The organism is Kaustia mangrovi (assembly GCF_015482775.1).
Classification (GTDB): domain Bacteria; phylum Pseudomonadota; class Alphaproteobacteria; order Rhizobiales; family Im1; genus Kaustia; species Kaustia mangrovi.
In genome coordinates this window covers 1,436,559-1,461,510 of sequence record NZ_CP058214.1, presented here as the reverse complement: position 1 = coordinate 1,461,510, position 24,952 = coordinate 1,436,559, and the positions used below count along the sequence as shown (strand labels likewise).

Annotated in this window: 23 protein-coding genes; 16 read left to right on the top strand and 7 right to left on the bottom strand. The window is 67.4% G+C overall.

What is annotated here, in order from left to right:
* The first annotated feature begins 229 nt into the window (after positions 1-229).
* The 5 genes from HW532_RS06905 (at position 230) to HW532_RS06885 (ending at position 6,200) form a co-directional block, all read left to right on the top strand.
* Positions 230-751 carry a winged helix DNA-binding protein gene (locus HW532_RS06905; protein ID WP_213163689.1) on the top strand — a complete coding sequence of 174 codons (522 nt, stop codon included), beginning with the start codon at positions 230-232 and terminating at the stop codon, positions 749-751.
* 210 nt (positions 752-961) lie between these two features.
* Complete coding sequence (locus HW532_RS06900) at positions 962-2,701, top strand: type I secretion system permease/ATPase (RefSeq protein WP_213163688.1); 1,740 nt, start codon at positions 962-964, stop codon at positions 2,699-2,701.
* The gene (locus HW532_RS06895; RefSeq protein WP_246479611.1) at positions 2,685-4,013 is read left to right on the top strand and encodes an HlyD family type I secretion periplasmic adaptor subunit; all 1,329 of its coding nucleotides are present in this window, start codon (positions 2,685-2,687) and stop codon (positions 4,011-4,013) included. The genes HW532_RS06900 and HW532_RS06895 overlap by 17 nt, the downstream gene beginning before the upstream one ends.
* Before the next feature lie 160 nt (positions 4,014-4,173).
* Positions 4,174-4,839: a potassium channel family protein gene (locus tag HW532_RS06890; protein ID WP_213163686.1), complete on the top strand. Its 666-nt coding sequence runs from the start codon at positions 4,174-4,176 to the stop codon at positions 4,837-4,839.
* A 14-nt stretch (positions 4,840-4,853) separates the two neighbouring features.
* Positions 4,854-6,200 carry a TrkH family potassium uptake protein gene (locus HW532_RS06885; protein ID WP_213163685.1) on the top strand — a complete coding sequence of 449 codons (1,347 nt, stop codon included), beginning with the start codon at positions 4,854-4,856 and terminating at the stop codon, positions 6,198-6,200.
* Here HW532_RS06885 and HW532_RS06880 read toward each other — a convergent pair.
* Positions 6,170-6,838: a TetR/AcrR family transcriptional regulator gene (locus tag HW532_RS06880; protein ID WP_213163684.1), complete on the bottom strand. Its 669-nt coding sequence runs from the start codon at positions 6,836-6,838 to the stop codon at positions 6,170-6,172. The two genes, HW532_RS06885 and HW532_RS06880, sit on opposite strands and share 31 nt — an antisense overlap.
* A gap of 146 nt (positions 6,839-6,984) precedes the next feature.
* Between HW532_RS06880 and HW532_RS06875 the strand changes: the two genes are divergently transcribed.
* From HW532_RS06875 to HW532_RS06825, 11 genes are all read left to right on the top strand, one after another.
* On the top strand, positions 6,985-8,301 hold the full coding sequence (locus tag HW532_RS06875) for an HlyD family secretion protein (RefSeq protein WP_213163683.1): 1,317 nt from the start codon (positions 6,985-6,987) through the stop codon (positions 8,299-8,301).
* Positions 8,302-8,331: 30 nt separating this feature from the next.
* Positions 8,332-9,903 (top strand): DHA2 family efflux MFS transporter permease subunit, encoded by a 1,572-nt coding sequence (locus HW532_RS06870; protein WP_213163682.1) that lies wholly within the window; start codon positions 8,332-8,334, stop codon positions 9,901-9,903.
* A gap of 284 nt (positions 9,904-10,187) precedes the next feature.
* Positions 10,188-10,883, top strand: a complete 696-nt coding sequence (locus HW532_RS06865) for an outer membrane protein (RefSeq protein WP_213163681.1) — start codon at positions 10,188-10,190, stop codon at positions 10,881-10,883.
* Positions 10,884-10,929: 46 nt separating this feature from the next.
* A complete protein-coding gene (locus tag HW532_RS06860) occupies positions 10,930-11,670 on the top strand; it encodes an outer membrane protein (RefSeq protein WP_213163680.1) in 741 nt (246 codons plus the stop codon).
* Between the two features lie 111 nt (positions 11,671-11,781).
* Positions 11,782-12,444, top strand: a complete 663-nt coding sequence (locus tag HW532_RS06855; protein WP_213163679.1) for an outer membrane protein — start codon at positions 11,782-11,784, stop codon at positions 12,442-12,444.
* A 145-nt stretch (positions 12,445-12,589) separates the two neighbouring features.
* Positions 12,590-13,321, top strand: a complete 732-nt coding sequence (locus tag HW532_RS06850) for an outer membrane protein (RefSeq protein WP_213163678.1) — start codon at positions 12,590-12,592, stop codon at positions 13,319-13,321.
* Positions 13,322-13,545: 224 nt separating this feature from the next.
* Positions 13,546-14,991: a class I adenylate-forming enzyme family protein gene (locus HW532_RS06845; protein WP_213163677.1), complete on the top strand. Its 1,446-nt coding sequence runs from the start codon at positions 13,546-13,548 to the stop codon at positions 14,989-14,991.
* On the top strand, positions 14,982-15,563 hold the full coding sequence (locus HW532_RS06840) for a GNAT family N-acetyltransferase (RefSeq protein WP_213163676.1): 582 nt from the start codon (positions 14,982-14,984) through the stop codon (positions 15,561-15,563). Before HW532_RS06845 ends, HW532_RS06840 begins: the two co-directional genes overlap by 10 nt.
* The gene (locus HW532_RS06835) at positions 15,560-15,793 is read left to right on the top strand and encodes an acyl carrier protein (RefSeq protein ID WP_213163675.1); all 234 of its coding nucleotides are present in this window, start codon (positions 15,560-15,562) and stop codon (positions 15,791-15,793) included. The genes HW532_RS06840 and HW532_RS06835 overlap by 4 nt, the downstream gene beginning before the upstream one ends.
* A 192-nt stretch (positions 15,794-15,985) precedes the next feature.
* Positions 15,986-16,270 (top strand): hypothetical protein, encoded by a 285-nt coding sequence (locus tag HW532_RS06830; protein WP_213163674.1) that lies wholly within the window; start codon positions 15,986-15,988, stop codon positions 16,268-16,270.
* 56 nt (positions 16,271-16,326) lie between these two features.
* Positions 16,327-17,463, top strand: a complete 1,137-nt coding sequence (locus HW532_RS06825; RefSeq protein WP_213163673.1) for a M20 family metallopeptidase — start codon at positions 16,327-16,329, stop codon at positions 17,461-17,463.
* Positions 17,464-17,510: 47 nt separating this feature from the next.
* Here the strand turns inward: HW532_RS06825 and HW532_RS06820 are convergent, their stop codons facing one another.
* From HW532_RS06820 to HW532_RS06795, 6 genes are all read right to left on the bottom strand, one after another.
* Positions 17,511-17,978, bottom strand: coding sequence for a hypothetical protein (locus HW532_RS06820; protein ID WP_213163672.1), 468 nt, complete (start codon positions 17,976-17,978; stop codon positions 17,511-17,513).
* A gap of 158 nt (positions 17,979-18,136) precedes the next feature.
* On the bottom strand, positions 18,137-18,610 hold the full coding sequence (greA, locus tag HW532_RS06815; RefSeq protein ID WP_213163671.1) for a transcription elongation factor GreA: 474 nt from the start codon (positions 18,608-18,610) through the stop codon (positions 18,137-18,139).
* A gap of 140 nt (positions 18,611-18,750) precedes the next feature.
* On the bottom strand, positions 18,751-22,029 hold the full coding sequence (gene carB, locus HW532_RS06810) for a carbamoyl-phosphate synthase large subunit (RefSeq protein ID WP_213163670.1): 3,279 nt from the start codon (positions 22,027-22,029) through the stop codon (positions 18,751-18,753).
* A gap of 437 nt (positions 22,030-22,466) precedes the next feature.
* Entirely contained in the window at positions 22,467-22,685 is a 219-nt protein-coding gene (locus HW532_RS06805; RefSeq protein WP_213163669.1) for a hypothetical protein, read from the bottom strand.
* A 157-nt stretch (positions 22,686-22,842) separates the two neighbouring features.
* Complete coding sequence (locus tag HW532_RS06800) at positions 22,843-23,793, bottom strand: agmatinase (RefSeq protein ID WP_246479609.1); 951 nt, start codon at positions 23,791-23,793, stop codon at positions 22,843-22,845.
* A gap of 104 nt (positions 23,794-23,897) precedes the next feature.
* Positions 23,898-24,926, bottom strand: coding sequence for an esterase-like activity of phytase family protein (locus tag HW532_RS06795; RefSeq protein ID WP_213163668.1), 1,029 nt, complete (start codon positions 24,924-24,926; stop codon positions 23,898-23,900).
* Between the last annotated feature and the right edge of the window lie 26 nt (positions 24,927-24,952).

Here is a 24,952-nt window from a genome sequence, read left to right as displayed (position 1 = left end):
TGGATCCGATCCGGAACAACAACAATCACAACAAGGAAAAGAACGGGTCGGAGACGCCGAAATCCCGCCAGTAGGGCGCAGTCGCGGCGGTCGGCCGGCCTTGCCTGTTCACAGATCGGGCGAGGAGGCTCCCCGGCTGCGTGTCTGTCGGATATCCTCCATTCGTGATAGACGACCTCCGTATGGCGTGCGGGAATGGCTGCACGCGCGGAGAATGGGTTAAGGACAGATGACACGGGACACCCCCTCCGGTCCGATCGTTTCTCTCAGCCACCAGTCGGACGACGAGAGCCTGCCGGAGCTCGCCGAATACGAGTTCGGCCTCATTCTGGCCGGCCACGCCTTCGACCGCTGGATGGTGCGCTGCATGGCGGCGGCCGGCGAGACCGGGCTGAGCGCCATGGACGTGCTCGTGCTCCATTCCGTCAATCTGCGCGAGCGGCCGAAGCGGCTCGCCGATATCTGCATCGTGCTCGGCATCGAGGACACCCATCTGGTCGTCTATGCGATCAAGAAGCTGGAGAAACGCGGCCTCGTGGAGAGCACGCGGGCGGGCAAGGAGAAGGTGATCGCCATCACCGAGAAGGGCATGGAGGTCTGCCGCGCCTACCGCAAGGTGCGCGAGGCGCTGCTCGTCCAGGCGGTCCGCGAGCTCGGCCTCGATCCCAAGGCGATCTCCGCCGTCGCCGCCACCTTGCGTGCGCTCTCCGGCCATTACGACCAGGCGGCCCGGGCCGCCGCGGCGCTCTGAGGACAGGGCGCCGGTCCGTCACGTATCTGTCAATCGCATTGGCTAATCGACGGTAAGGCATGCCGCAGCGCTCGCGCCGGCATGCCCCGCATGTCCTGTCTCGATCCTGGGAGAGCCGCCAATGCCCATCGCGCCCGCCTGTCTGGGCCGTCACGCTGCCGCGCAGGCATGCGAAGACCTGCGCCGTTCCGGCCGTATGGCAGGGGCGGCATGACGGGCATGCAGGCGGACATGCGCGCGCAGTCGCGGCTCGGAGCGGCCTTCGCCCGCCTGCGCGGCGCGCTGGGCGCGGTCGTGCTGTTCAGCCTGGTCATCAATATCCTGATGCTGACCGGGCCGCTCTTCATGATGCAGATCTATGACCGGGTGCTCGCCAGCCGGAGCATCCCGACGCTGATCGCGCTCGCCGGCCTCGCCGCCGGCCTCTACGCCTTCTTCGGCCTTCTGGAGGCCTTGCGGTCGCGGGTTCTGCACCGGGTCGGGCGCGGGCTCGATGCGTCCCTGTCGCAGGCCTGCTTCGCCGCGGAGCTCATGGTGCCCCTGCGCGCCGGGCCGCAGGGCGAGCGGGCGACGCCGGTGCGCGATCTGGAGCGGTTGCGCCAGTTCGTGGGCAGCCAGGGGCCGGTCGCGATCTTCGATCTGCCGTGGCTGCCGCTCTATCTCCTCGTGATCTTCTCGTTCCACGTCCTGCTCGGTGCGGTGGCGGCCTGCGGGGCGGCGATCCTCGTCGTGCTGATGCTCGTCAACGAACTCTCCACCCGGAAGCTCTCCCGGGCCATGGCGGAGAGGCAGGCCAAGCGGTCCGCCTTCGCGGAGATGGGCCGGCAGAACACGGAGTCCGTCGCGGCCATGGGCATGCTGCCCCACCTGCAGCAACGCTGGGGGCGGCTGAGCGCGGAGCACCACGAGGCCGCGAACCGCGTGGCCGACCGCGGCGCGCTGTTCTCCTCGCTCACCAAGACCTTCCGGTTCGTGATGCAGTCGGGGATCCTCGCCGCCGGCGCCTATCTCGCCATCGAGAACGCCATTTCGCCGGGCGCCATGATCGCGTCCTCGATCATCATGTCGCGCGCGCTCGCTCCGGTGGAGCTCGCCGTCAGCCACTGGCAGGGCTTCCTCGCCGCGCGCCAGAGCCTCAGGCGCCTGCGCCTGCTTGTCGACCGGCCGGACGCCCCGCAGGCGGCGACCGCGCTGCCCGCGCCGCAGCACCGGCTGGACGTCTCGGGCCTCGGCGTCGTGCCGCCCGGCCTGCGCGTGCCGACGCTCCAGGGCGTGCGCTTCGCGCTCGAGGCGGGCGACGGCCTCGGCGTCATCGGACCCAGCGCCAGCGGCAAGTCGACACTGGCGCGCGCGCTCGTCGGGGTCTGGCCGGCGGCCCAGGGCGAGATCCGGCTCGACGGGGCGACGCCGGACCAGTGGCCCCGCGACGTCTTCGGGCGCTTCATAGGTTATCTGCCGCAATCGGTGGAGCTGTTCGACGGCACGGTGGCGGAGAATATCGCCCGGTTCGACCCCGAAGCCTCCTCCGAGGCGATCCTTGCCGCGGCCCGGCTCGCCGGCGTCCACGACATGATCCTCGCGCTGCCCGACGGCTACGACACCCGCATCGGCGAGGGCGGCGCGGTGTTGTCGGCCGGCCAGCGCCAGCGCGTCGGCCTCGCCCGGGCGCTCTACGGGCAGCCCTTCCTCGTCGTGCTCGACGAGCCGAACTCCAATCTCGACGCCGATGGCGAGACCGCGCTCACCGCGGCCATCTCGGCCATGCGCGAGGCCGGCTCCATCGTGGTGGTGGTCGCCCACCGGCCGAGTGCGCTCAAGGCGCTCGACAAGGTCGTGATGATCGGCAATGGCCGCCAGCAGGCCTTCGGACCGAAGGACGAGGTGCTGCGCAACGCCACCGTTCAGCGCAACCCCGAACCGGGAGGGCTCGCCGTTGTCTCGCAGGGCTGAGGAGGACGCCGCGCCGGACCGGGCCGCGCGCCGGTCGCTGCGTGTGAACATCGCCGTCGGCTTCGGTATCGTCGTGCTCATGGTCGCCGGCGTTGGCGGCTGGGCGGCCACGGCCAAGCTCTCCGGCGCGGTGATGGGGCCCGGCACCGTGGTGGTGGAGGGCAATGTGAAGCGCGTCCAACATCGCGACGGCGGCATTGTCGGCGAGATCCGCGTGCGCGACGGCGACAGGGTGAAGGCGAACGAGCTCCTGATCCGCCTCGACGATACGCTGACGCGTGCCAATCTCGCCGTTGTCGAAAAGCAGATCGACCAGCTTTCCGCTCGGCGCATGCGTCTTGCCGCGGAGCGCGACGGGGCCGACGGGCTGTCGGTGCCCGAGGCCCTGGCCGACCGCCTCGCCGATCCGGAGATCGCCGAGCTCGTGGCGGCCGAGAAGGCGCTCTTCGCCTCGCGCCGGAGCACGCTTCTCGGCCAGAAGCAGCAGCTTCGCGAACGCATCGGCCAGATCCGGCAGGAGACGGAAGGGCTCGTCGCGCGCCGCGATGCCAAGGACGACGAGCTGGACCTCATCGAACAGGAGCTCGACGGCGTCACCCGGCTCCACGAGCAGGGGCTGGTCCCGTTCCCGCGGCTTGCGGAGCTCGCCCGCCTCAAGGCGCAGCTTGCCGGCGAACGCGGCCAGCTCGTCTCCGACATGGCGCGCGCGGCGGCACGGATCACGGAGACCGAACTGCAGATCCTCCAGCTCGACCAGGACCTGCGCACAGAGGTGCTGACCGAGCTGCGCGATGTCGACGGCAAGCTCGCCGAGCTCGCGGAGGAACGGATCGCCGCGCTCGACAAGCTCACCCGCATCGACATCCGCGCACCGCAGGACGGCATCGTCCACGAGCTGGCGGTGCACACGGTGGGCGGTGTCATCGCGCCGGGCGAGACGATCATGCTGATCGTGCCCGATCACGACGCGCTGGTCGTGGAGGCGCGAATCGCGCCCGCCGATATCGACCAGATCCATGCGGGCCAGGAGGCCGCCCTGCGCTTCTCCGCCTTCAACCAGCGCACGACGCCGGAGATCGCGGGGCGGGTGCGCACGGTGGCCGCCGATGTCAGCCGCAACGAGAAGACGGGGGAGAGCTGGTATGTCGCGCGTATCGCGATTCCGCCCGCCGAGCGCGCCCGCCTCGGCGGCCAGCGACTCGTTCCCGGCATGCCGGTCGAGACCTTCGTTCAGACCGGCGAGCGCACCGCGCTCTCCTATCTCATGAAGCCGCTCGCCGACCAGATCGCGCGCGCCATGCGCGAGGAGTGAGGGCGCTCGCCGGGCAAGCGCCGTGCACCGTCCGGCGACCCCGTTGACCGCGCGGGCGAGGCGCGCTTCCCTAGACCCCGAGACCAGTGCCCCCGCGGGATGCCGCCTTCGATCGCATCCCGCGCCGTCCCGCCCGTACCCAAGGAGGTCTGTCGCGCCCATGGCCCAGAGGAACAATGGAAGCTTCGCCGTCATCGGCCTCGGCACCTTCGGCAGCACGGTGGCAACCGATCTCGCCCGCTTCGGGAACCCTGTGCTCGGCATCGATATCGAGGAGAAGAACGTTGCCGGCGTGGCCGACAAGCTGGCGGAGGCGATCATCGCCGACGGGCGCGACGAGGACGCGCTGCGCGAGGCCGGCGTCGGCGACTACGAGACCGCCGTGGTGGCCATCGGCGAGGACCTCGAATCCAACGTTCTGTGCACGATGAACGTGAAGGTGCTGGGGGTGAAGACGGTCTGGGTCAAGGCGACGAGCCGGACCCATTACCGCATCCTGCTGAAACTGGGGGCGGACCGTGTGATCCAGCCCGAGCAGCAGATCGGCCAGCACATCGCCCAGATGCTCCACAATCCGCTCGTGCGCGACTATGTCAGCCTCGGCAACGGATACCACGTGGTGAATTTCCAGATCCCCGAGGCGCTCGACGGGAAGCCCATCGGCGATCTCAGGCTCCAGGAGGGCTTCGAAGTCCGGTGTCTCGGCCTCATGCGCGGTACCGACTATGTCGCCTGCGACACGGACACGGAAGCTCTGCACACCGACGACCGGCTCCTGCTGCTCGGGCAGCGCCAGAACCTCAGAGACTTCGGCGACAGCCTGTGAGCGGGCCGGCCGGCATGCTTCCCCGTCTCGTCTCCTCCGCCATCCATCGCAGCATCCGCATTCCGCCGCCGGCGTTCCTGGCGGTGCTCTATGGCGTGCTGATCGCGGCCGGCACGGCGCTCCTCATGCTGCCGGGCGCCACCACGCAGCCCATCGGCTGGTCGGACGCGCTGTTCACCGCGACATCGGCGGTGACGGTCACGGGGCTGTCGGTGGTCGATACGGGGGGCGGGTTCACCGGCTTCGGCCAGGCGATCGTGCTCGCGCTCATTCAGCTCGGCGGGCTGGGGCTCATGACCTTCGCCGTCCTCGTCCTGTCGCTGCTCGGCCTGCCCGTCGGCCTGCCGCACAGGATCATCCTGCGCGAGGACCTCAACCAGACCTCCGTCGGCGACCTTCTGCGCCTCGTCAAGGCGATCTTCCGTACCGTGCTCGTCTGCGAACTGGTCGGGACGGGGCTTCTGGCCTTCGTCTTCGTGCCGGAAGCCGGCTGGCGGACGGGGCTGTGGCAAGCCCTGTTCCATGCCGTGTCGGCCTTCAACAATGCGGGGTTCGCGCTGTTTCCGGACAGCATGACGCGCTGGGCGGGCAATCCGCTGGTCAATCTCACCGTTCCGGCGCTCATCGTGATCGGCGGCATCGGCTTTTCCGTCTTGTCGGACCTGCGCAAGATGCGTGGCTGGCGAGCCCTGTCGCTCCACAGCAAGCTGATGCTCGTGGGCACGGCGGGCCTGATCGTATGGGCCTTTGCGGCCTTCGCCGTGCTCGAATGGACCAATCCGCAAACGCTCGGCGCGCTGCCCGGCGTGCCGGAGAGGCTCATGGCGAGCTGGTTCCAGGCCGTGACGACCCGCACGGCGGGCTTCAATACCGTCGATATTGCGGGGCTTCACGACCCGACGGCGCTGATGTTCATGCTGCTCATGGTGATCGGCGGGGGCAGTACCTCCACGGCGGGCGGCATCAAGGTCACGACCTTCATCGTGCTCATCCTGGCGACCGTCGCGTTCTTCAAGCGCCGCTCCGCGCTGAGGGCCTTCGGACGCAGCATCGGGCTGGAGGAGGTGCTGAAGGTGCTGGCGCTCGCCATGGTGAGCCTGCTGGTGGTCATGGCGGCGCTCTTCCTCGTCACGGGCACCCATGACGGCGATTTCCTGGCGCTCGCCTTCGAGGTGACGTCGGCCTTCGGGACGGTCGGCCTGTCGAGGGGGGCGACCGGCGATCTCGACGAGCTTGGCCGCGCCGTGATCGTCGCCGTCATGTTCATCGGCCGTGTCGGTCCGCTGACGCTCGGCTTCTTTCTGGCGACCCGGATGCCGCCGCGGACCCGTTACCCCTCCGCCCGCGTGTTCCTGGGCTGATAGGCGCGCATGAAGAGCCTGACGGCGCTCTCCACCGTGGCCTTGATCTCCTCCGGACCGGGCTGCTCTCCGCCGCAGAAGAGGCGCGACTTGGCGAGATCGCCCTGGCACAGATTGAGGAATTGCGCGGCGGCCCGCTCCATGTCCTCGTCGATTGCGAGCTTTCCGGCCTCGACCTGGCGCTCCAGATAGGCCGCCAGCCGCTTGATGCCATAGGCCGGCCCGACCTCATAGAAGGCGCGGCCCGCGTCGGGCAGCTTGTCGGCGGCCCCGATCACCATGCGAATGAGGGCGATGTGCTCCGGCGCGGTCAGCATGGCGACGAAACTCTCGCCGAAGCGCTGGAGGGCCCGGTCGACGTCGATGCCATCCTCTTCGAGGTGGGAGAGCCGTTCGGCGGTGTCGCGCTTGTCCGCGACGACGAGCTCGCGGAACAGGTCCTCCTTGCTGTCGAAATAGACATAGAGCGTGCCCTTGGAGACGCCGGCGGCCTGCGCGATCTGCCCCATGCTGGCGCCGGCGAAGCCCTCGGCCCTGAAGACGCGGCGCGCACCATTGAGGATCTCCAGCTTCTTGGGGGGCTCGCGGGTCTGCCGGTCCGCGGTTGCGGTGTCCGGTCTCGGGGTGGGGTCGCTCATCGTCCTGTCCGTTGCCTCGATCTTGCAATGCGATATCGCGATACGATATTGCGGTCATGATGCATTGACCGAACGGTTCGGTCAATGCTAAGACGTCTTACCTTGACCGAACCGTTCAGTCAAAGAATTCCGGGAAGCCTGCGCTCATGGACCGCACCAGTGAGACCGTCTCCGCCGACACGGACAGCCCGCCGACACCGCCGAATGACCTGACCGGGGCCGACGGGGTGTCGCACAAGGCGCGCAACGGCGCGGCATCGCCCGCACAGCAACAGGCCCTGAAGTCGGACGGTCCGCCGGCGGCACGCCCGCCCGCCGCCGCGCCGGAGGATGGCGCGGCTGCCGGCGAGACACCGCCGCCGGCCTCGCCGCGCAAGGCCGGGCGCAAGCGTTTCGTCCTGCTGGCCATCGCGCTCCTCGCGCTGGCGGGTGGCGGCTATGAAGGCTATCACTGGTGGACCGTCGGCCGCTTCGAGGTCTCCACAGACGATGCCTATGTCGGCGCGGATGTGACGGTGGTCGCCTCCAAGGTGTCCGGCTATGTGGCCGAGGTCGATGTCGACGAGAACCAGCCGGTCTCCAAGGGCGACGTGATCGCGCGGGTCGACGATGGCGATTACAGGCTCGCCGTCCAGCAGGCAAAGGACAGGATCGCGGCACAGCAGGCGACCGTCTCGCGCATTGCCGTCCAGGCCAAGGCGGCCGGGGCCGCGGTCGACCAGGCACAGGCCGAGATCGCCGGCGCCAAGGCCGATGTTCAGCAGACCAGCCTGGAACTCGACCGGCAGACGAAGCTGGTCAAGAGCGATTTCGCGAGCCGCCAGAAGCTCGACAATGCGCGCGCCGGCCACGACAAGGCCGTTGCGGCACTGAAGGCGGCGCAGGCGCAGCTCGCCTCCGCGAAGGCGGAGATCGCCGTGCTGAAGGCCCAGAAGGTCGAGGCCGAACAGTCGCTGCAGGGATTGAAGACGGCTCTGGCCCAGGCCGAGCGCGACCTGTCCTTCACGGTGGTGCGCGCGCCCGTCGACGGGGTGATCGGCAACAAGTCGGTCGAGGTGGGCCGGCTCGTCCAGCCCGGCGACCGCCTGGTCGCCGTCGTGCCGCTCGACGATGTCTATATCGACGCGAACTTCAAGGAAACCCAGCTTGAGAGCATGCATGCCGGCCAGATCGCCGAGATTTCGGTCGATGCCTATCCCGACAGGACCTTCGAGGGCGAGGTGAAGAGCATCTCGCCGGCGTCGGGTGCGCTGTTCAGCCTGCTGCCGCCGGAGAACGCCACCGGCAACTTCACCAAGATCGTCCAGCGCCTGCCGGTGCGCATCCGTCTCGACGGCACCGCGCTGCGCGACCATGTGCTCAGGCCCGGAATGTCCGTCGTCGTGACCGTCGACACCCGCACCGGTGCGGGCACCGCCACGGCGTCCGGGGAGGACCGGACCCGGCTGGCCGGATCCCGCTGACCGGCGCCGGCGAGAGCACGGAGCGCCCCCATGAGCACGACGGCCCCCGCAGAGGCCGCGGAAGACGATGCCATCGATCCGCGCAAGATGGCGGCCTTCATCTGCATGGTGTTCGGGATGTTCATGGCCATCCTGGACATCCAGATCGTGTCGGCCTCCCTGTCGGAGATCCAGGCGGGGCTTTCGGCGAGCGCGGACGAGATCTCGTGGGTCCAGACGAGCTATCTGATCGCCGAGGTGATCATGATCCCGCTCTCCGGCTTCCTGTCGCGGGCGTTGTCGACGCGCTGGCTGTTCGTGGCCTCCTGCGCCGGCTTCACGGCCATGAGCTTCCTGTGCGCGACCGCCAATTCGATCGACCAGATGATCGTCTACCGCGCGCTTCAGGGCTTCATCGGCGGCGGCATGATCCCGACGGTCTTCGCCTCCGCCTATTCCGTCTTTCCCCGCAGCAGGCAATCCCTCGTCTCGCCGATCATCGGGCTGGTCGCCACGCTCGCGCCGACCATCGGGCCGACGGTCGGCGGCTATCTGACGGAGCTCTTCTCCTGGCACTGGCTGTTCCTGGTCAATATCGTGCCGGGCATCCTCGTGACGGCGGCGACCGCGCTGCTGGTCGATTTCGACGAGCCGGAGCTGTCGCTTCTGGAGCGCTTCGACTGGCTCGGGCTCGTCTCCATGGCGGGCTTCCTCGGCAGTCTCGAATTCGTACTGGAGGAGGGGCCGACCAACGACTGGTTCGACGATCACTGGATCGCGCTGTTCACGGCGGTTTCGGCGGTCTCGGCCATCGTCTTCTTCTGGCGGGCGTTCAGCGCACGCGAGCCGGTGGTCGATCTCCGGGCCTTCGCAAATATCAATTTCGGGACCGGGGCGGTGCTCAGCTTCGTGATGGGGATCGGGCTCTACGGGCTGACCTATCTCTATCCGATCTATCTGGCGCGCGTGCGCGACTACTCTGCGTTGATGATCGGCGAGACCATGTTCGTCACCGGCGTGTGCATGTTCCTGACCGCGCCCATTGCCGGGCGCCTGTCGGCGCGCCTCGACCCGCGCCTCATGATCGCCATCGGCTTTCTCGGCTTCGGGCTCGGCACCTGGCAGGCCTCCAACATCACCGCGGACTGGGATTTCTGGGAACTGTTCATGCCGCAGGTGCTGCGCGGCGTGTCGCTCATGCTGGCCATGGTGCCGATCACCAATCTCTCGCTCGGCACGCTGCCGCCGGAGACCATCAAGAACGCGTCCGGGCTGTTCAACGTCACGCGCAATCTCGGCGGGGCCGTCGGGCTCGCCATCATCAACACCATCCTCAACGACCGCACGGACCTGCATCTCGCCCGCCTGCGCGACAGCGTGGCATGGGGCCGGCCAGAGGCCGAGCAGGCGCTCGCCAAGCTGACCGAAGGCTTCTCCAGCCTCGGATCGGACGCCCACCAGGCGGCCCTCAAGCAGCTCTCCCTCATCGTGCGCCAGCAGGCGACCGTCATGGCCTTCGCCGACGTGTTCGTGGTCCTCACCGTGCTCTTCTTCCTGCTCGTCGCCGTGACCCCGCTGATGCGCAGGCCCCGCGCCATGCCCGCCGGCGGCGGCGGACATTGAGGCGACTGCCCGACAAAACGGTCCAGCAGAAACGAACCTGACCCAGCCGATTGATTCAGACGGGCGAAATTCGATTGTCTTGCTGATAATTAAAAACGAACAAATTCGATTCTGAAAATATTATGTATCGTTTGAGCAACAGCTATATTCGAAATGTTTGGTATTTCGCGAAGACCGCTTCCGGCATGATCTGAGCTGTTATACGTTTGAGTAGTTCCCGGCCTTGGGATTTCGGCCGCGCGGGGCGGCGAAGCGTTCCGGGACGTATGCTTTGGGGGGAGCCAATGACCCCATCCCTGACTTGCAAATCGGCAGCGGCCGCATTCGGGCTGTGCCTGCTGGCCGGCATGGCGCACACGAGCGCCGAGGCTGCCGACCTTCCCGTCTATGTGCCTCCGCCGCCGGCCCCGGTCTGGTCGTGGGCGGGGCCCTATCTCGGCCTCCATGTCGGCGCGGTCGACGGGGATATCTCCGCGCGCGGCGAGGAGGACCCGGAAGATTTCGAGCTCAAGCTCGATCCCAACGGCATCGTGGGCGGCGTGCAGGCGGGCTACAATTTCCAGTTCGACAGCATCGTGCTGGGCGTCGAGGGCGATTTCAGCTTCGGCGATGTCGACGATGTCGCCTATCCGGCGGACTTCCGCTTCGAGACGCAGATCGACTGGATGGCGACGATTCGCGGCCGCGTCGGCTGGGCGATGGACCGCACGCTCTTCTATGCGACGGGCGGTGCGGCCTTTGCCGACATGGAGCTGAAGGCGTCGGAAGGGCCGTTCACCGACAAGGATACCCAGACCATGTTCGGCTGGACGGTCGGCGGCGGCGTGGAGCACGCCTTCACCGATTATCTGAGCTTCAAGGCGGAATATCTCTACGCCGATTTCAACAAGGAAACCTTCACCCTGGGCGGCGAGGACGAGAGAGGCAGGGCCGATCTTCAGACCCATACGTTCCGCGTCGGGGTGAACTGGCTGTTCTGACGGCATCGTGCCGCCGGGGCGGGGGGCCAGAAGGGGGAGTTGAGTGATGAAGCGAGTATTGACGACAGGCGCGGCCACGGCTGCGCTCGGCCTTTGCCTTGCGGTCGGGGGTGTGGCGGTTCCGCGCGCATCCGCGGCGGATCTTCCCGCCTATGTGCCGCCCCCGCCGGCCCCGGTCTGGTCCTGGACCGGCCCCTATGCCGGCCTCCATGTCGGCGCGATCGACGGCGATATCGATGACGATCTTTCTATCGTAGAGATAGATGAAGTGATCGAAACCGGTGCCGACTCCATGGACCCGAACGGGATCATGGGCGGCTTGCAGGCGGGCTATAACTTCCAGTTCGACAGCATCGTGCTGGGCGTCGAGGGCGATATCAGCTTCGGCGACGTCGACGACGTGATCTATCCCGCGCTGTTCGGCCCGTCGGCCCGTATCGAGTCCCAGATCGACTGGATGGCGACGATCCGCGCCCGCGTCGGCTGGGCCTGGGACCGCACGCTCTTCTATGCGACGGGCGGCATGGCCTTCACCGACCTGAAGATCAAGGTCGACGACGATCTCGCCGGCTTCAACGATTCCGACAAGAACTCCTATTTCGGCTGGACCGTCGGCGGCGGCGTGGAGCACGCGGTCAGCGATTCGATCAGCCTGAAGGCGGAGTATCTCTATGCCGATTTCGGCAAGGAATCCTACTCGTTCTCCGATACCCAGTTTCCCGATGTCGAAGGCGACGTGAAACTCACGACCCACACCTTCCGCGTCGGCGTGAACTGGCTGTTCTGACGGCCTCGCGCCGCCGGGGGGAGAGCCAAAAAAGGGGAATTGAGTGATGAAACGAATACTGACGACAGGCGTGGCCACGGCTGCGCTCGGCCTTTGCCTGGCGGTCGGGGGGTGGCGGTTCCGCGCGCATCCGCGGCGGATCTTCCCGCCTATGTGCCGCCCCCGCCGGCCCCGGTCTGGTCCTGGACCGGCCCCTATGCCGGCCTCCATGTCGGCGCGATCGACGGTGATATCGACGACAATCTCGACACGGCAGCAGCTACCATTCCCGCCGATTCCATGGACCCGAACGGGATCATGGGCGGCTTGCAGGCGGGCTATAACTTCCAGTTCGACAGCATCGTGCTGGGCGTGGAGGGCGATATCAGCTTCGGCGACGTCGACGACGTGATCTATCCCTCGCTGTTCAGCCCATCGGGCCGTATCGAGTCCCAGATCGACTGGATGGCGACGATCCGCGCCCGCGTCGGCTGGGCCTGGGATCGCACGCTCTTCTATGCGACGGGCGGCATGGCCTTCACCGACCTGAAGATCAAGGTCGACGACGATCTCGCCGGCTTCAACGATTCCGACAAGAACTCCTATTTCGGCTGGACGGTCGGCGGCGGCGTGGAGCACGCGGTCAGCGATTCGATCAGCCTGAAGGCGGAGTATCTCTATGCCGATTTCGGCAAGGAATCCTACTCATTCTCCGATACCCAGTTTGTCGATGTCGAAGGCGACGTGAAACTCACGACCCACACCTTCCGCGTCGGCGTGAACTGGCTGTTCTGACAGAGGCAAGGCCTCTCTGTGGCATGATTGTGACACGACCGCATAATAACGCGGCGGGGATGCCGAAGACGATTTCGCCGCTACGTTCCATGAGATAGTAAATATGGTCATGTTCCGTGGAGAGAGAGCAGGAATAGGGGATATCATGAAGACGACCTTGATGGCTGGTGTTGCTGCTGCGGGCCTCGGGCTGGCCCTTGCTGCAGGGGCGGGCGGTGCCCCGGCCGCGCAGGCGGCCGATCTGTACGTTCCGCCGCCGCCCCCGCCGCCCATGTGGAGCTGGACGGGCTTCTATGGCGGTGTCCATGCCGGCATGGTCGATGGCGACATCGATGGCGATCCCTTCTTCGGCCAGAAAAGCGATTTCAGCAATAACGAGACCGTTCTCGATCCGAACGGGTTCATGGGCGGCATCCAGGCCGGCTACAACTACCAGATCGACAGCATCGTTCTCGGCGTCGAGGGCGATTTCAGCCTCGGCGATGTCGACGACACGGCCTATCCCTTCGTCTTCGGTCCGAGCCGGGCCGAGGCCCAGATCGACTGGATGGCCACGATCCGCGCGCGCGTCGGCTGGGCGATGGACCGCACGCTCTTCTACGCCACGGGCGGCATGGCCTTCACCGATCTGGAGCTCAAGCTGGATAGTGCGGGCTTCGGGGACAAGGACTCGAACTCCTATTTCGGCTGGACGGTCGGCGGCGGCGTGGAGCATGCCGTGACCGATCACATCACGCTCAAGGCGGAATATCTCTATGCCGATTTCGGCAAGGAAGGCTTCAGCTTCTATGGCGGGGGGCAGGAACTGCCAGAGACCAGCGACGACTTCAAGCTGAAGACCCACACTTTCCGCGTCGGCGTGAACTACCTGTTCTGACCGGCTCCTATGCCATTGCGGCATGAACACAAGGCGGCCTCCGCGTCCGGGCGGAGGCCGCTTTTTCTTCGTTCTGCGGCCTGGATGCGTCCCTGAACTCCGCTGTGCTGGCGCGAGCGGCCCCGGCGTGCCACGGGGCGTGGGACCGTCCGGCGACCGGTGGCCTTTGCTGTTGGAAAGCCATCGGGGATTGCTATCCTGTCGTGCCAGACGGAAGCCGATTCATGCGATTGCCGCTCGAGAGACTGGGGAGTATCCATCATCTGCAGACGGGCGAGGTCTGGTCGGCGGACGATCTCGTCCGCCAGGTGACCGCACGCGCCCGTCGCCTGGAGAAGGCCGGCATCGGCGCGCGCTCCGTGGTCGCCATCGCGCGCCCGGCCTCGCCCGGCTTCTTCGCCGATCTGTTCGCCGTCTGGTCGCTCGGGGGCACCGCGGCCTGCCTCGATCCGGGGCTGACGCCGGCCGAACGAGAGACGATAGCCCGGTTCGCGGGCGCTGCCGCCGTGCTGACCGGCGAGGGCGGACCGCAGGAGGGCTGGCCCGTACCGGTCTTCGCGCTCGACGGGGAGACCCCGGACGCTGGCGCAACGATGCCGGAGGGTGCCGGTGCCGGGCTCGACGACCCGGCCCTCATCCTCTTCACCTCCGGCACGACCGGCGCGCCGAAGGGCGTGGTTCTGAGCTTCCGGGCGATCCTCGCGCGCCTTTCCCTCAATATCGCCCATATCGGCGAGGCGGCGCTCGCACGCACGCTTCTCACACTGCCGGTCCATTTCGGCCATGGCCTGATCGGCAATTCGCTGACCGCGCTGTTCGCCGGAGGCCGGCTCCATATTCCCCAGACGGGGCTTGCGCTTGCCTCCACGCTCGGCCGTGTCGTGGACGACCACCGGATCGGTTTCTTCAGCTCCGTTCCGACCTTGTGGCGCATGGCGCTCAAGCTCGCAAAGCCCCCGGAACACGGCACGCTCATGCGCGTCCATGTCGGCTCCGCGCCGCTGACGACGGAGCTTTGGTCGAAGATTGCGGACTGGTCGGGCGCGGAGGTGGTCAATTGCTACGGGATCACCGAGACCGCCAACTGGATCGGCGGCGCCTCCTCCAGGGACGCCATGGAGGACGGGCTCATCGGCAGGCCCTGGGGCGGGGCGGCGGCCGTCGTCGGGGATGACGGGCGTCTGCATCTTGAGGGCGAGGGCGAAATCGCCGTCCAGACGCCCTCGCTCATGTCCGGTTATCTCGACCGGCCGGACCTCACCGGGGCCGTTCTCTGCGACGGCTGGTACCGGACCGGCGACCGGGGCACGGTGGACGAGGCGGGGCGAATCCGGCTTTCCGGCCGCATCAAGGACGAGATCAATCGCGCCGGCTTCAAGGTTCAGCCCGCCGAGATCGACGGCCTGCTGGAGCGTCATGGCTCTGTGGCGGAGGCCTGTGCCTTCGGCCTGCCCGACGCGGTTTCCGGCGAGATCGTGGCGGCTGCCGTCAGGCTCGCCGACGGGGCGGGGGAGACCGCGGAGAGCTTGCGGGAATGGTGCCTTGAGCGCCTGCGCCGCGAGGCCGTGCCGGAGCGCTGGTTCATTGTCGACGAGATCCCCAAGACATCGCGCGGCAAGGTCAGCCGGGACATGGTGCGCAAGAGCCTCACGGAGACGCCATGCGCCTGAACATGCCGAAACTCATCCGGCTCTCCACGGAGCGCTTCGTGATCCGCACGCTCAAGCCCGGCGACGCCTCCGAGCGCTGGATCGGCTGGGCGGCGGACCCGGAGGTCATGGAGCCGGTCAACACCAAACCGGCGAAGATGACGCTCAAGGAGCTTCAGAACTATATCGGAAGCTTCGACCAGTCGCGGCGCGTCCTCGTCGGCGTCTTCGACAAGCGCAACGACCTCCATATCGGCTTCTACGCCATCACCAGGAGCGAGAAGCAGCGCACTGCCACCTTCAACGTGATCATCGGCGACAAGGACTATTGGGGCGAGAAGGTGGTTCTGGAGACGCGGGCGGCGCTGCTCGACCATTTCTTCGACAAGGAGGGTGTGGAGAAGGCGATCGGCATGCCGCTGGCGCGCAATTTTCCCGCCGTCTTCAACTACAAGGCACAGGGCTGGCGGCTGGAGGGCGTGTTGCGCGGCCAGTGCCGGTCCGCGAAGGGCGGGAAGCGCCTCGACCAGTGCCAGTTCGGACTGTTGCGCGAGGAGTGGCGGCAAATGCGGAAAGCGGGGCGGGCGACATGACGGCGATGGAGGAGGCCCGCGCGGTTCTGGCGAGCGCTCTCGGCGTATCGCCGGGCGACATTGCCGAGGACACGCGGATCGGCACCATAGAGGCTTGGGACAGCCTCGGCCATATGCGCCTGCTGCTGGAGATCGAGACCGCGCTGGGCCATGAGCTCGATCCCGACGATGCCATGGGGATCGAGAGCCTGGAGGATGTCGCGCGCGTGCTCGCCGGCCGCGCGGCGTGAACGCCACGGAGGCCGCGGCACGGCGGGCGGGACAAGTGCCGCAAGGCCCGCTCCCGGCTTGCCAATCCGCCGGGGCGGGTCCATGTTGAAGGGTCGGGCGAGGCCTGGGGGGATCCAACCGATGTTGGCTGCGTGCGCATGCGAGGGGCGCCGTGGCTTGCGACAGGCCCAGCGGCGAGGTGGCGGACAGCCATGGACTTGGATTATGTCTTTGCGGTGTTTCTGGTGAAGCTGGCCAGTCCGACGATCATCCTGGCCTCGATCATCGGCGGGTTCGCGGCCAGCAGGCCGGTCCATATCCTGATCGCGGCGGTGGTCGTGGCCTTCCTGCACCAGCTCTTCCTGTGGTCCTACGAGAATGTCCACGAGTTCAGCCTCGTCTCGTTCGCCGTCTCGGTGCCGGCGGCGCTGATCACGGTCACCATCGCCTTCGTCTTCCGGCGCGGGCTGGAATACATCATGCGTATCAACGACTGAGGAGAGGGAAGGCGGACGGGGGCGCGCAATCCGCAAACAACAATGGGGAGGACGGGATGGCAGCTATCGATCCGGTGGAGCTGACGCGAACGCTGGTCGGCTTCGACACGCGCAATCCGGAGAAGACGGAGAAGGCCTGCGCGGAGCATCTCCGCGGGCTTCTGGAGGAACACGGCTTCACGGTGGAGACCCATGAGTTCGCCAAGAACCGGCCGAACCTCGTGGCAAGACTCGGCGGCGCGGCGAAGAAGAGGTCGCGCAAGGCGCCGATCTGCTTTACCGGCCACACCGACACGGTGCCGCTCGGCGCGAAGGACTGGTCGGTCGATCCCTTCAAGGGCGAGATCAAGGACGGCAAGCTCTATGGCCGCGGCTCGAGCGACATGAAGGCGGGTGTGGCCGCGTTCGTCGCCGCCGCCATCGAGGAGCGCAAGGCGGCGGAAGGCGGGCCGGGCGTCGTGCTGGTGATCACGGCGGGCGAGGAGACGGGCTGCGAGGGCGCGCGCTATCTGGCGGAGAAGAAGGCGCTCGGCAAGGCGGGCGCGGTGGTCGTGGCCGAGCCGACCTCGAACCGCGCCATGGCGGGCCACAAGGGGGCGCTGTGGCTGAAAGCGACCGCGGCGGGCGTGACGGCGCACGGCTCCATGCCCGAGAAGGGCGAGAGCGCCGCCTACAAGGCCGCGCGCATGGTCACCAAGCTGGAGCATTTCGGCTTCGCCGTGCCCGCGCACGAGGCGATGGGCGTGCCCACCCTCAATGTCGGAACGCTCAAGAGCGGCCTCAACGTCAATTCCGTTCCCGACCGCGCCGAGATCGGCATCGACATCCGCACCGTCGCCGGCATGAGCCACGAGCAGGTCAGGTCGAGGCTCGAGGCCTATCTCTCACCCGATCTGGACGCGCTCGAGCCGATCATCGACCTGGAAGGGGTGTGGACCGATCCGGCCGATCCCTGGGTGAAGACGGTCGCGGCTGCCGCCCGCGAGGTGACCGGCGAGGACCAGGCCCCGGGCGCGATGACCTATTTCACCGACGCCGCCTATCTCACGCCGGCCTACGGCACTGTGCCGACCGTCGTCCTGGGCCCCGGCGAGCCGGCCATGGCGCATCAGACAGACGAATATTGCACGGTCGACCGGATCGGGGAGGCCACCACGATCTATCGCGCCCTCATCCGCGACTGGGCGGGGTGAGGGAGAGGGCGATGCCCGCCCGCGGGAACGTGCCGTCCCGGCACCGCTCAAGGCCACATGCGGCCATTGAAGCGGTTGAGGTCGGTGTTCATCGGATTGTCGAGGTCGATGGTCGAATAGCCGAGCGGCTTGCCGGTGAAGTAGATCCGCTCCACGAGGCTGGGCTTGCCGTGGCGCAGCGGCGCGTTCCTGTTGCGCGCCCAGGCCTCGACCTCGCGGCGGCGCGCCTTTTCGCTCGCCACTGGCAGCGATGTCCGCGCATAGGGCTCCCACTGGTCGCCCGCCGCGCGATAGGCGCGCAGATAGAGCGTGCCGCCGGAGACGGTCCGCCGGATGATGAACTCGTTGCCGCCATAGCGGAAGACGGGATTGCGCTCGCCGGAGCGCGCCTCGAGCGGGGAGGCCCAGGCCGCGAGCGCGGCGAGAACGAGGAGCAGGCAGGCCACGGCGCCGGCCCGGCGCCGCCATCCGTCCGGTCCCGTCAGTCCTCGCGGCAATGCGATGTCCATGGCCATGGCGCGTCTCCCGGCTTGTCCCGTTCGGGTAGCAGTCTACACCCTCTCCGGCACAACGCCACAGGCCCCCGCCGGCCACGCCGGGAGGTACTGTCGTAATTCATGAAATCGGGAAGACGCTCTGGGGCGCCGAACGGCTGTTGTGCCGGATGCCCCGGTCAGCTGTAGCTGACGGCGAGGATCTCGTAGCTCTTGCCGCCGCCGGGCGTGTTCACCTCGACGCTGTCGCCCACGGACTTGCCGATCAGGGCGCGCGCGATGGGCGAGGTGATGGAGATCCGGCCAGCCTTCACGTCGGCCTCCAGCTCGCCGACGATCTGGTAGACGGACTCCTCGTCGGTATCCTCGTCGACGAGCGTGACCGTGGCGCCGAACTTGACGCTGTCGCCCGACAGCTTGGACACGTCGATGACTTCCGCGCGCGACAGCTTGTCCTCCAGCTCCGCGACGCGGGCCTCGGTATAGCCCTGCTGTTCCTTGGCGGCGTGATACTCGGCGTTCTCCGACAAATCGCCATGCGCGCGCGCCTCCTGGATGGCGCGAATGATGCGCGGACGCTCCACGGTCTTGAGATGCTTGATCTCTTCAATCAGGGCCTCGTGGCCCGCCGCGGTCATCGGAACCTTTTCCATGCTCATCGTCCGTCAATCCGGTCTCACTCGGTGCGGTCATCATGACCGACCCGTTACACTGGCAGTGGATGTCAGAAATAACAACTGACCCGACGCACAAATATGAGCGCGATGGGGCCGGCGTGCAACACCCAATCAATCTACGCAGACCGTGCTTCCACCCTCTGTCTGCTGGCGCGAACATAGTCCTGAAGCGGGGTCACTTCAAGGGTTCCCGCCTTGTAGGCGGCGATGGCCCGCGTCGCGGCGAGGGCGCCGGAAAGCGTGGTATAGTAGGGAATCTTGTGGATCAGCGCGGTGCGGCGGATCGATTTTGAGTCCTCCAGCGCCTTGGCCCCCTCCGTCGTGTTGAAGACGAGCTGGACCTCGCCGTTCTTCATGGCGTCGACGATGTGGGGACGGCCCTCGAGCACCTTGTTGACCTTGGTACACTCGATGCCATGCTCCGACAGATAGCGCTGGGTGCCGCCCGTGGCGATGATCCTGAAGCCCAGCCCGACCAGCGTGCGCGCGGCATCCAGGATGCGCGGCTTGTCGCTTTCGCGCACCGACACGAAGGCGGTGCCGGAGACCGGAACCTGCGTGCCGCTGCCAAGCTGGCTCTTGGCAAAGGCCGTCGCATAGTCGCGGTCGAGCCCCATCACCTCGCCGGTGGAGCGCATCTCCGGGCCGAGCACCGTGTCGACGCCGGGGAAGCGCGCGAAGGGGAACACCGCCTCCTTGACGCCGATATGCTTGAGCGGGCGCGAGACGAGGCCGAAGCCCGAAAGCGGCTCGCCGGCCATCAGCCGCGCGGCGATCTTGGCGATCGGCTCGCCGATCACCTTGGCCACGAAGGGTACGGTGCGGCTCGCGCGCGGATTGACCTCCAGCACGTAGATGTCACCGTCCTTGATGGCGTACTGGACGTTCATCAGCCCGACGACGTTGAGGCCGAGGGCGAGCGCCTTCGTCTGGCGCTTGAGCTCCTCGACCGCCTCCGGCTTCAGGGAATGGGCCGGCAGGGAGCAGGCGGAGTCGCCGGAATGGATGCCGGCCTCCTCGATGTGCTCCATGATGCCGCACACGAAGACGTCCTCGCCATCCGACAGCGCGTCGACATCGACCTCGATGGCGTCGCGCAGATAGCTGTCGATCAGCACCGGGCTGTCGCCGGAGACGACGACGGCCTGGTTGATGTAGCGCTCGAGGCCGGCATCGTCGTGGACGATCTCCATGGCGCGTCCGCCAAGCACGTAGGACGGGCGGATGACGACCGGATAGCCGATCTCCCGGGCGATCTGGCGCGCGCCTTCCGCCGACAGCGCGATGCCGTTGCGCGGCTGGCGCAGCTTGAGTGTCTGCAGGAGCGCCTGGAACCGGTCGCGGTCCTCCGCCAGGTCGATGGCGTCGGGCTCGGTGCCGAGGATCGGCACGTCGGCCGCCTCGAGCGGCCGGGCGAGCTTGAGGGGGGTCTGGCCGCCGAACTGCACGATGACGCCCTTGAGCGTGCCCCTGGTGCGCTCGGTGTGGATGATCTCCAGCACGTCCTCCGCGGTCAGCGGCTCGAAATAGAGACGGTCGGAGGTGTCGTAGTCGGTCGACACGGTCTCCGGATTGCAGTTGACCATGATCGATTCGTAGCCGGCCTCGCCGAGCGCGAAGGCGGCGTGGCAGCAGCAATAGTCGAACTCGATTCCCTGGCCGATCCGGTTCGGTCCGCCGCCGAGGATCATCACCTTCTCGCGGTCCGACGGGCTGGCCTCGTTGCCGTCGTCGCCGGGCAGCCCCGCCTCGTAGGTGGAATACATGTAAGCTGTGGGCGAGGCGAACTCCGCCGCACAGGTGTCGATGCGCTTGTAGACGGGGTGGACGGCCAGGCCGTAGCGATGCCGGCGCACCTCCATCTCGCTCAGCCCGGCGACCTCGCCGAGCCGCGCGTCGGAGAAGCCCATGGCCTTCAGCGCGCGCATGTTCGCGGCGTCTTCCGGCAGGCCGTGGGCGCGCACGCGCTCCTCCATCTGCACGATCTCGTCAATGCGTGCGATGAACCACGGATCGAAGGCGCAGGAGGCGTGGATCTGCTCGTAGGAGACGCCGAGCCTCAGCGCCTGGGCAACCTTCAGGAGCCGGTCCGGCGTAGGCTTGCCGAGGGCGGCCCGGATCGCGTTCTTGTCGTCGCCCTGGCCGAGGCCCTCGATCTCGACCTCGTTGAGGCCGGTGAGCCCGGTCTCGAGCGAGCGCAGGGCCTTCTGGAGCGATTCCTGGAAGTTGCGGCCGATGGCCATGGCCTCGCCGACCGACTTCATGGAGGTGGTGAGCGTCGGCTCCGAGCCCGGGAACTTCTCGAAGGCGAAGCGCGGCATCTTGGTGACCACGTAGTCGATGGTGGGCTCGAAGGAGGCCGGCGTCGCGCCGCCCGTAATGTCGTTCTCCAGCTCGTCGAGCGTGTAGCCGACGGCGAGCTTGGCGGCGACCTTGGCGATGGGGAAGCCCGTCGCCTTGGAGGCGAGCGCGGAGGAGCGCGACACCCGCGGGTTCATCTCGATGACGACGAGGCGTCCGTCCTTCGGGTTGACCGCGAACTGCACGTTCGAGCCGCCGGTCTCCACGCCGATCTCGCGCAGCACGGCGAGGCTCGCATTGCGCATGACCTGGTATTCCTTGTCGGTCAGCGTCAGCGCCGGGGCGACGGTGATCGAATCGCCTGTGTGTACGCCCATCGGATCGATATTCTCGATGGAGCAGATGATGATGCAGTTGTCGTCCCTGTCGCGGACGACCTCCATCTCGTACTCCTTCCAGCCGAGCACCGATTCCTCGATCAGCACCTCGTTGGTCGGCGAGGCGTCGATGCCGCGCTCGATGATGTCGAAATATTCTTCCCGGTTATAGGCGATGCCGCCGCCCGTGCCGCCGAGCGTGAAGGAGGGGCGGATGATGGCGGGCAGGCCGATCTTGTCCAGCGCCTCCGCCGCGTCGGCCAGAGAGTGGGCGAGCTCGGAGCGCGGCACCTCCAGGTCGATCTTCTGCATGGCCTCGCGGAAGAGCTCCCGGTCCTCCGCCTTGTCGATGGCGTCGGCGCGCGCGCCGATCATCTCCACGCCGAAGCGGTCCAGCACGCCGTCGCGGTTGAGCGACAGGGCGGTATTGAGCGCCGTCTGCCCCCCCATAGTCGGAAGGAGCGCATCTGGGCGCTCCTTCTCGATGATCTTGGCGACGATTTCCGGGGTGATCGGCTCGATATAGGTGGCGTCGGCCAGCTCCGGATCGGTCATGATCGTGGCCGGATTGGAGTTCACCAGGATGATCCGGTAGCCCTCCTCCCTGAGGGCCTTGACGGCCTGGGTTCCAGAATAGTCGAACTCGCAGGCCTGTCCGATGACGATCGGGCCGGCGCCGATGACGAGGATCGATTTGATATCGGTGCGTTTGGGCATCGTCGCTCGCGTTCTGTCGCGTGGTCTCGTTGCCTGCGTTCGGGCAGAATGCGGCCGCGGACGCATGCTTGGGAGACATATATAAGGGCTGGCGCAGCGTTATAGTCGAAAAGATACCGCTCGCAAACCCCGTCGGCTGCGCTTTATCGTCCGGGCGCGGCAGGGGTGGGGGACTGCCGTTCTGGCGGTGGAAAACAGGCACAAAAAAAGAGGGCCCCGGACAAGCCGGAAGCCCTTGGAGTTAGCTTCGAGGGGGAGAGAAAAAACACCAGTTCGTGAAAGTGAAGGCTCCGGGAGACGGCATCAGCCGACATTCGAGAGGGGGCGGATGGCAATGCCGGCCTCTGCCGCTCCCGTGCCTTCAACCCGGTCATCTTGACATCTGGTCTGCTCCGCGCAGTGCCCCGTCTGGATGCCGGGCGAAGTTCCGTCAGCGCTCAGGCATCGCGGCACTCCGCGAGCGAGCAGGGATTTGTCGTTACGCGACCCTGGACCGGCCAGTGGCTGTTCTTGTAGGCGGTCAGCGTGTGGGTGGCGGATGTGCGCGTCACCGTCTGCGGCTCGGCCTTGGTCGTCTCGCCAGGGGTGACGAGAAGGGCCAGGCCCGCGACCAGCATGGTCGCCGTTCCGATCGCCATGAGTACCCGCTTGTTCATCCGATCCTCCCGCTCGGCCGGTGAGGCCGTGTCCGTTGATCATGTGAGCGATATTGCCAGAGCGGGATCGAACGGAAGCTGAATGCACCGTTCATATGGCGTTCATGTTCCGGGACCGGAAAACGGGGGTGTCCGGAGACGGCCCGGACCGGGCCGTTCAGTCCTGCCGGACGATGGCGCCAATGGCGTTGACGAGGAGGCGGGAGGCGGTGAGGGCGCCGAGCCCGTGGATGTCGCGTGCGGGCATGAACTCCACCAGGTCGAAGGCCGCGATCCGGCTGCGCCGGGCGACGCCCTGAACGATGTCGACCGCCTGCCAGTAGGTCAGCCCGCCGGGCGCGGGGCCGATCACGGCGGGCATGGTGGTCGGGTCCAGCGCGTCGCAGTCGAAGGCGAGGAGGACGGGCGCGCCTTCGGGGACATGGGCGAGCGCGGCCTCGACGCCGGTCTCGTAGAGTTCGCGGGCGGTGACGAACGTCACGCCCCAGTCGAGCGCGTCGCGGTAGTCCGCTGGGCGTGCGCTGCCGAGCCCGCGCGCGCCGATCTGGACGATGCGCTCGACATGGCCCATCTCCGAGGCCCGGCGCATGGTGCTCGACAGGCCGTACCGCTCGCCGTCGACCTCGTCGCGCCAGTCGATATGCGCGTCCACCTGCACGACGGTGAAGGGGCCGCGCCCGGCGAAGGCCTCGAAGAGAGGAATGGGAATCGAATCGTCGCCGCCGACGATCACCGGAACCGCATCGGCCTCCAGCATCGCGCCGACGGCGTCGCGGATCCGTGCGCGGTTGCCGGCCGCGTCGGCGGCGTCGAAGGGCAGGTCGCCGCAATCGACCGCGGGAATGGCGCCCGAGGCGAGGATCGGGCCGCCGAGGTCGAAGTCCATATGCTGCAGCGCGCCGGCATAGCGTGCGCTCGTCTGGCGGATCGTGCGGGGCGCGTCCGCGCAATAGGGGCCGACGGAGGCATAGGGCGTGGCGCAGGGGGCGCCGAGGATCGCGGCGCCCGGCTGGAGCCTTGCAAGGTCGTCGCAGCGCGGCAGGCCGAGAAACGTGTCGACGTTCCGCCCGCCGAACATGGTGCCGATATTGACCGTTCCCTCAGGCATCCGCCGTGCCTCCCCATGGCGTCAGGAGAAGCCTTGCAGCGATTCGGCGGGAAGACAAGGCCTTCGGGCGGGAGGAGGGGGCGTCCGGCCCGATCCGATCCGATCTAGTCGGCCTGGCCGGGCAGGGCGAATTGCAGGATCAGTGTGCGCTGGAGGGGGGCGTTGTAATTGTCGTCCGACATCAGCGTGATACGGGTCTCGCCGTCTGCCGTCCTGTGGACGTCGAGGGCTTCCATATTGTCGATGCTGCGGCTTGGCCAGCGGGCGCGCAGCAGGAGCTCGCCGTCGACGGCCGCGCCCTCCGCCACATCGTCCATGCGGAAGCGGCGGATGGCCATTTCGAGCCGGCGCTCGCTGGCGCTGAAGCTGCGCTCGAGCGTCAGGAACCTGTCGGGCGAGACCATCGCCACATCGGTGATGGCGAAGTCGTCGAGACGGCGCACGGAGAAGGAGAGGGGCTTGGCCTCGCCGAGGATCCAGGCGCGGATATTGCCGGCCTTGTCGACATTCTCCTCGCTGATCGCGAGGAACCGGTTTCCGCCGAGGCTCGCGACGGCCTCCAGTTCCTTGTTGTTCGGCCCGTCATGGAGCGCCTTCGGCAGGGTGAGCGGCATCGGCTCGGCGCGGGCCTCCAGGCCGAAGCGGCCGATATCGTAGCGAAGCAGCCGCACCGTGCGCTCCAGCCCGACCGCGACGGGCCCCGAAGGCCCCTCCGGACCGAGCGCGGTCAGCGTCTCCGCGTCGCGCAGGCTCTTCTTGGCGAAGCGCTTGCCCTCACCGTCGAGAAGGGTCGCCATGCGGGCATCGCCGGCGCCCGACAGCCGGCCTTTCCCGTCATAGGAGAGCGCGAGCTCGAGCCACCAGCCCTGATCGCTGACGGCCAGGAGCCCGGAGCCGTCCGGCGAGACGACGAGGCCGGAGAAGCCGCCGAATCGGGGATCGCGGCTCCTGAGCTTCAGCCCGCCGCGCCACAGGAGCGCGCCGAAGGCCTCGCGCTCGTCCTCGCCCGGATCGAAGGCGAGCGGCGTCGCCTCCACGGAGACCGGGGAGGGCCCCAGATCCTCCGCGCCGAGCCCGCTGGAGACGAGGGGAAGGCAGAGGACCAGGAAGGCCAGGGCGCGGACCGGTCTCATGGCGGCGGGGACGTCCTGCGTGTCCG

Excerpts from the sequence above, each read along its gene's own strand:
- HW532_RS06905 (WP_213163689.1), top strand. The coding sequence starts at position 230 with ATGACACGGGACACCCCCTCCGGTCCGATCGTTTCTCTCAGCCACCAG.
- HW532_RS06900 (WP_213163688.1), top strand. The coding sequence starts at position 962 with ATGACGGGCATGCAGGCGGACATGCGCGCGCAGTCGCGGCTCGGAGCG.
- HW532_RS06890 (WP_213163686.1), top strand. The coding sequence starts at position 4,174 with ATGGCCCAGAGGAACAATGGAAGCTTCGCCGTCATCGGCCTCGGCACC.
- HW532_RS06885 (WP_213163685.1), top strand. The coding sequence starts at position 4,854 with ATGCTTCCCCGTCTCGTCTCCTCCGCCATCCATCGCAGCATCCGCATT.
- HW532_RS06880 (WP_213163684.1), bottom strand. The coding sequence starts at position 6,838 with ATGAGCGACCCCACCCCGAGACCGGACACCGCAACCGCGGACCGGCAG.
- HW532_RS06875 (WP_213163683.1), top strand. The coding sequence starts at position 6,985 with ATGGACCGCACCAGTGAGACCGTCTCCGCCGACACGGACAGCCCGCCG.
- HW532_RS06870 (WP_213163682.1), top strand. The coding sequence starts at position 8,332 with ATGAGCACGACGGCCCCCGCAGAGGCCGCGGAAGACGATGCCATCGAT.
- HW532_RS06865 (WP_213163681.1), top strand. The coding sequence starts at position 10,188 with ATGACCCCATCCCTGACTTGCAAATCGGCAGCGGCCGCATTCGGGCTG.
- HW532_RS06860 (WP_213163680.1), top strand. The coding sequence starts at position 10,930 with ATGAAGCGAGTATTGACGACAGGCGCGGCCACGGCTGCGCTCGGCCTT.
- HW532_RS06850 (WP_213163678.1), top strand. The coding sequence starts at position 12,590 with ATGAAGACGACCTTGATGGCTGGTGTTGCTGCTGCGGGCCTCGGGCTG.
- HW532_RS06845 (WP_213163677.1), top strand. The coding sequence starts at position 13,546 with ATGCGATTGCCGCTCGAGAGACTGGGGAGTATCCATCATCTGCAGACG.
- HW532_RS06840 (WP_213163676.1), top strand. The coding sequence starts at position 14,982 with ATGCGCCTGAACATGCCGAAACTCATCCGGCTCTCCACGGAGCGCTTC.
- HW532_RS06835 (WP_213163675.1), top strand. The coding sequence starts at position 15,560 with ATGACGGCGATGGAGGAGGCCCGCGCGGTTCTGGCGAGCGCTCTCGGC.
- HW532_RS06830 (WP_213163674.1), top strand. The coding sequence starts at position 15,986 with ATGGACTTGGATTATGTCTTTGCGGTGTTTCTGGTGAAGCTGGCCAGT.
- HW532_RS06825 (WP_213163673.1), top strand. The coding sequence starts at position 16,327 with ATGGCAGCTATCGATCCGGTGGAGCTGACGCGAACGCTGGTCGGCTTC.
- HW532_RS06820 (WP_213163672.1), bottom strand. The coding sequence starts at position 17,978 with ATGGCCATGGACATCGCATTGCCGCGAGGACTGACGGGACCGGACGGA.
- greA (WP_213163671.1), bottom strand. The coding sequence starts at position 18,610 with ATGGAAAAGGTTCCGATGACCGCGGCGGGCCACGAGGCCCTGATTGAA.
- carB (WP_213163670.1), bottom strand. The coding sequence starts at position 22,029 with ATGCCCAAACGCACCGATATCAAATCGATCCTCGTCATCGGCGCCGGC.
- HW532_RS06805 (WP_213163669.1), bottom strand. The coding sequence starts at position 22,685 with ATGAACAAGCGGGTACTCATGGCGATCGGAACGGCGACCATGCTGGTC.
- HW532_RS06800 (WP_246479609.1), bottom strand. The coding sequence starts at position 23,793 with ATGCCTGAGGGAACGGTCAATATCGGCACCATGTTCGGCGGGCGGAAC.
- HW532_RS06795 (WP_213163668.1), bottom strand. The coding sequence starts at position 24,926 with ATGAGACCGGTCCGCGCCCTGGCCTTCCTGGTCCTCTGCCTTCCCCTC.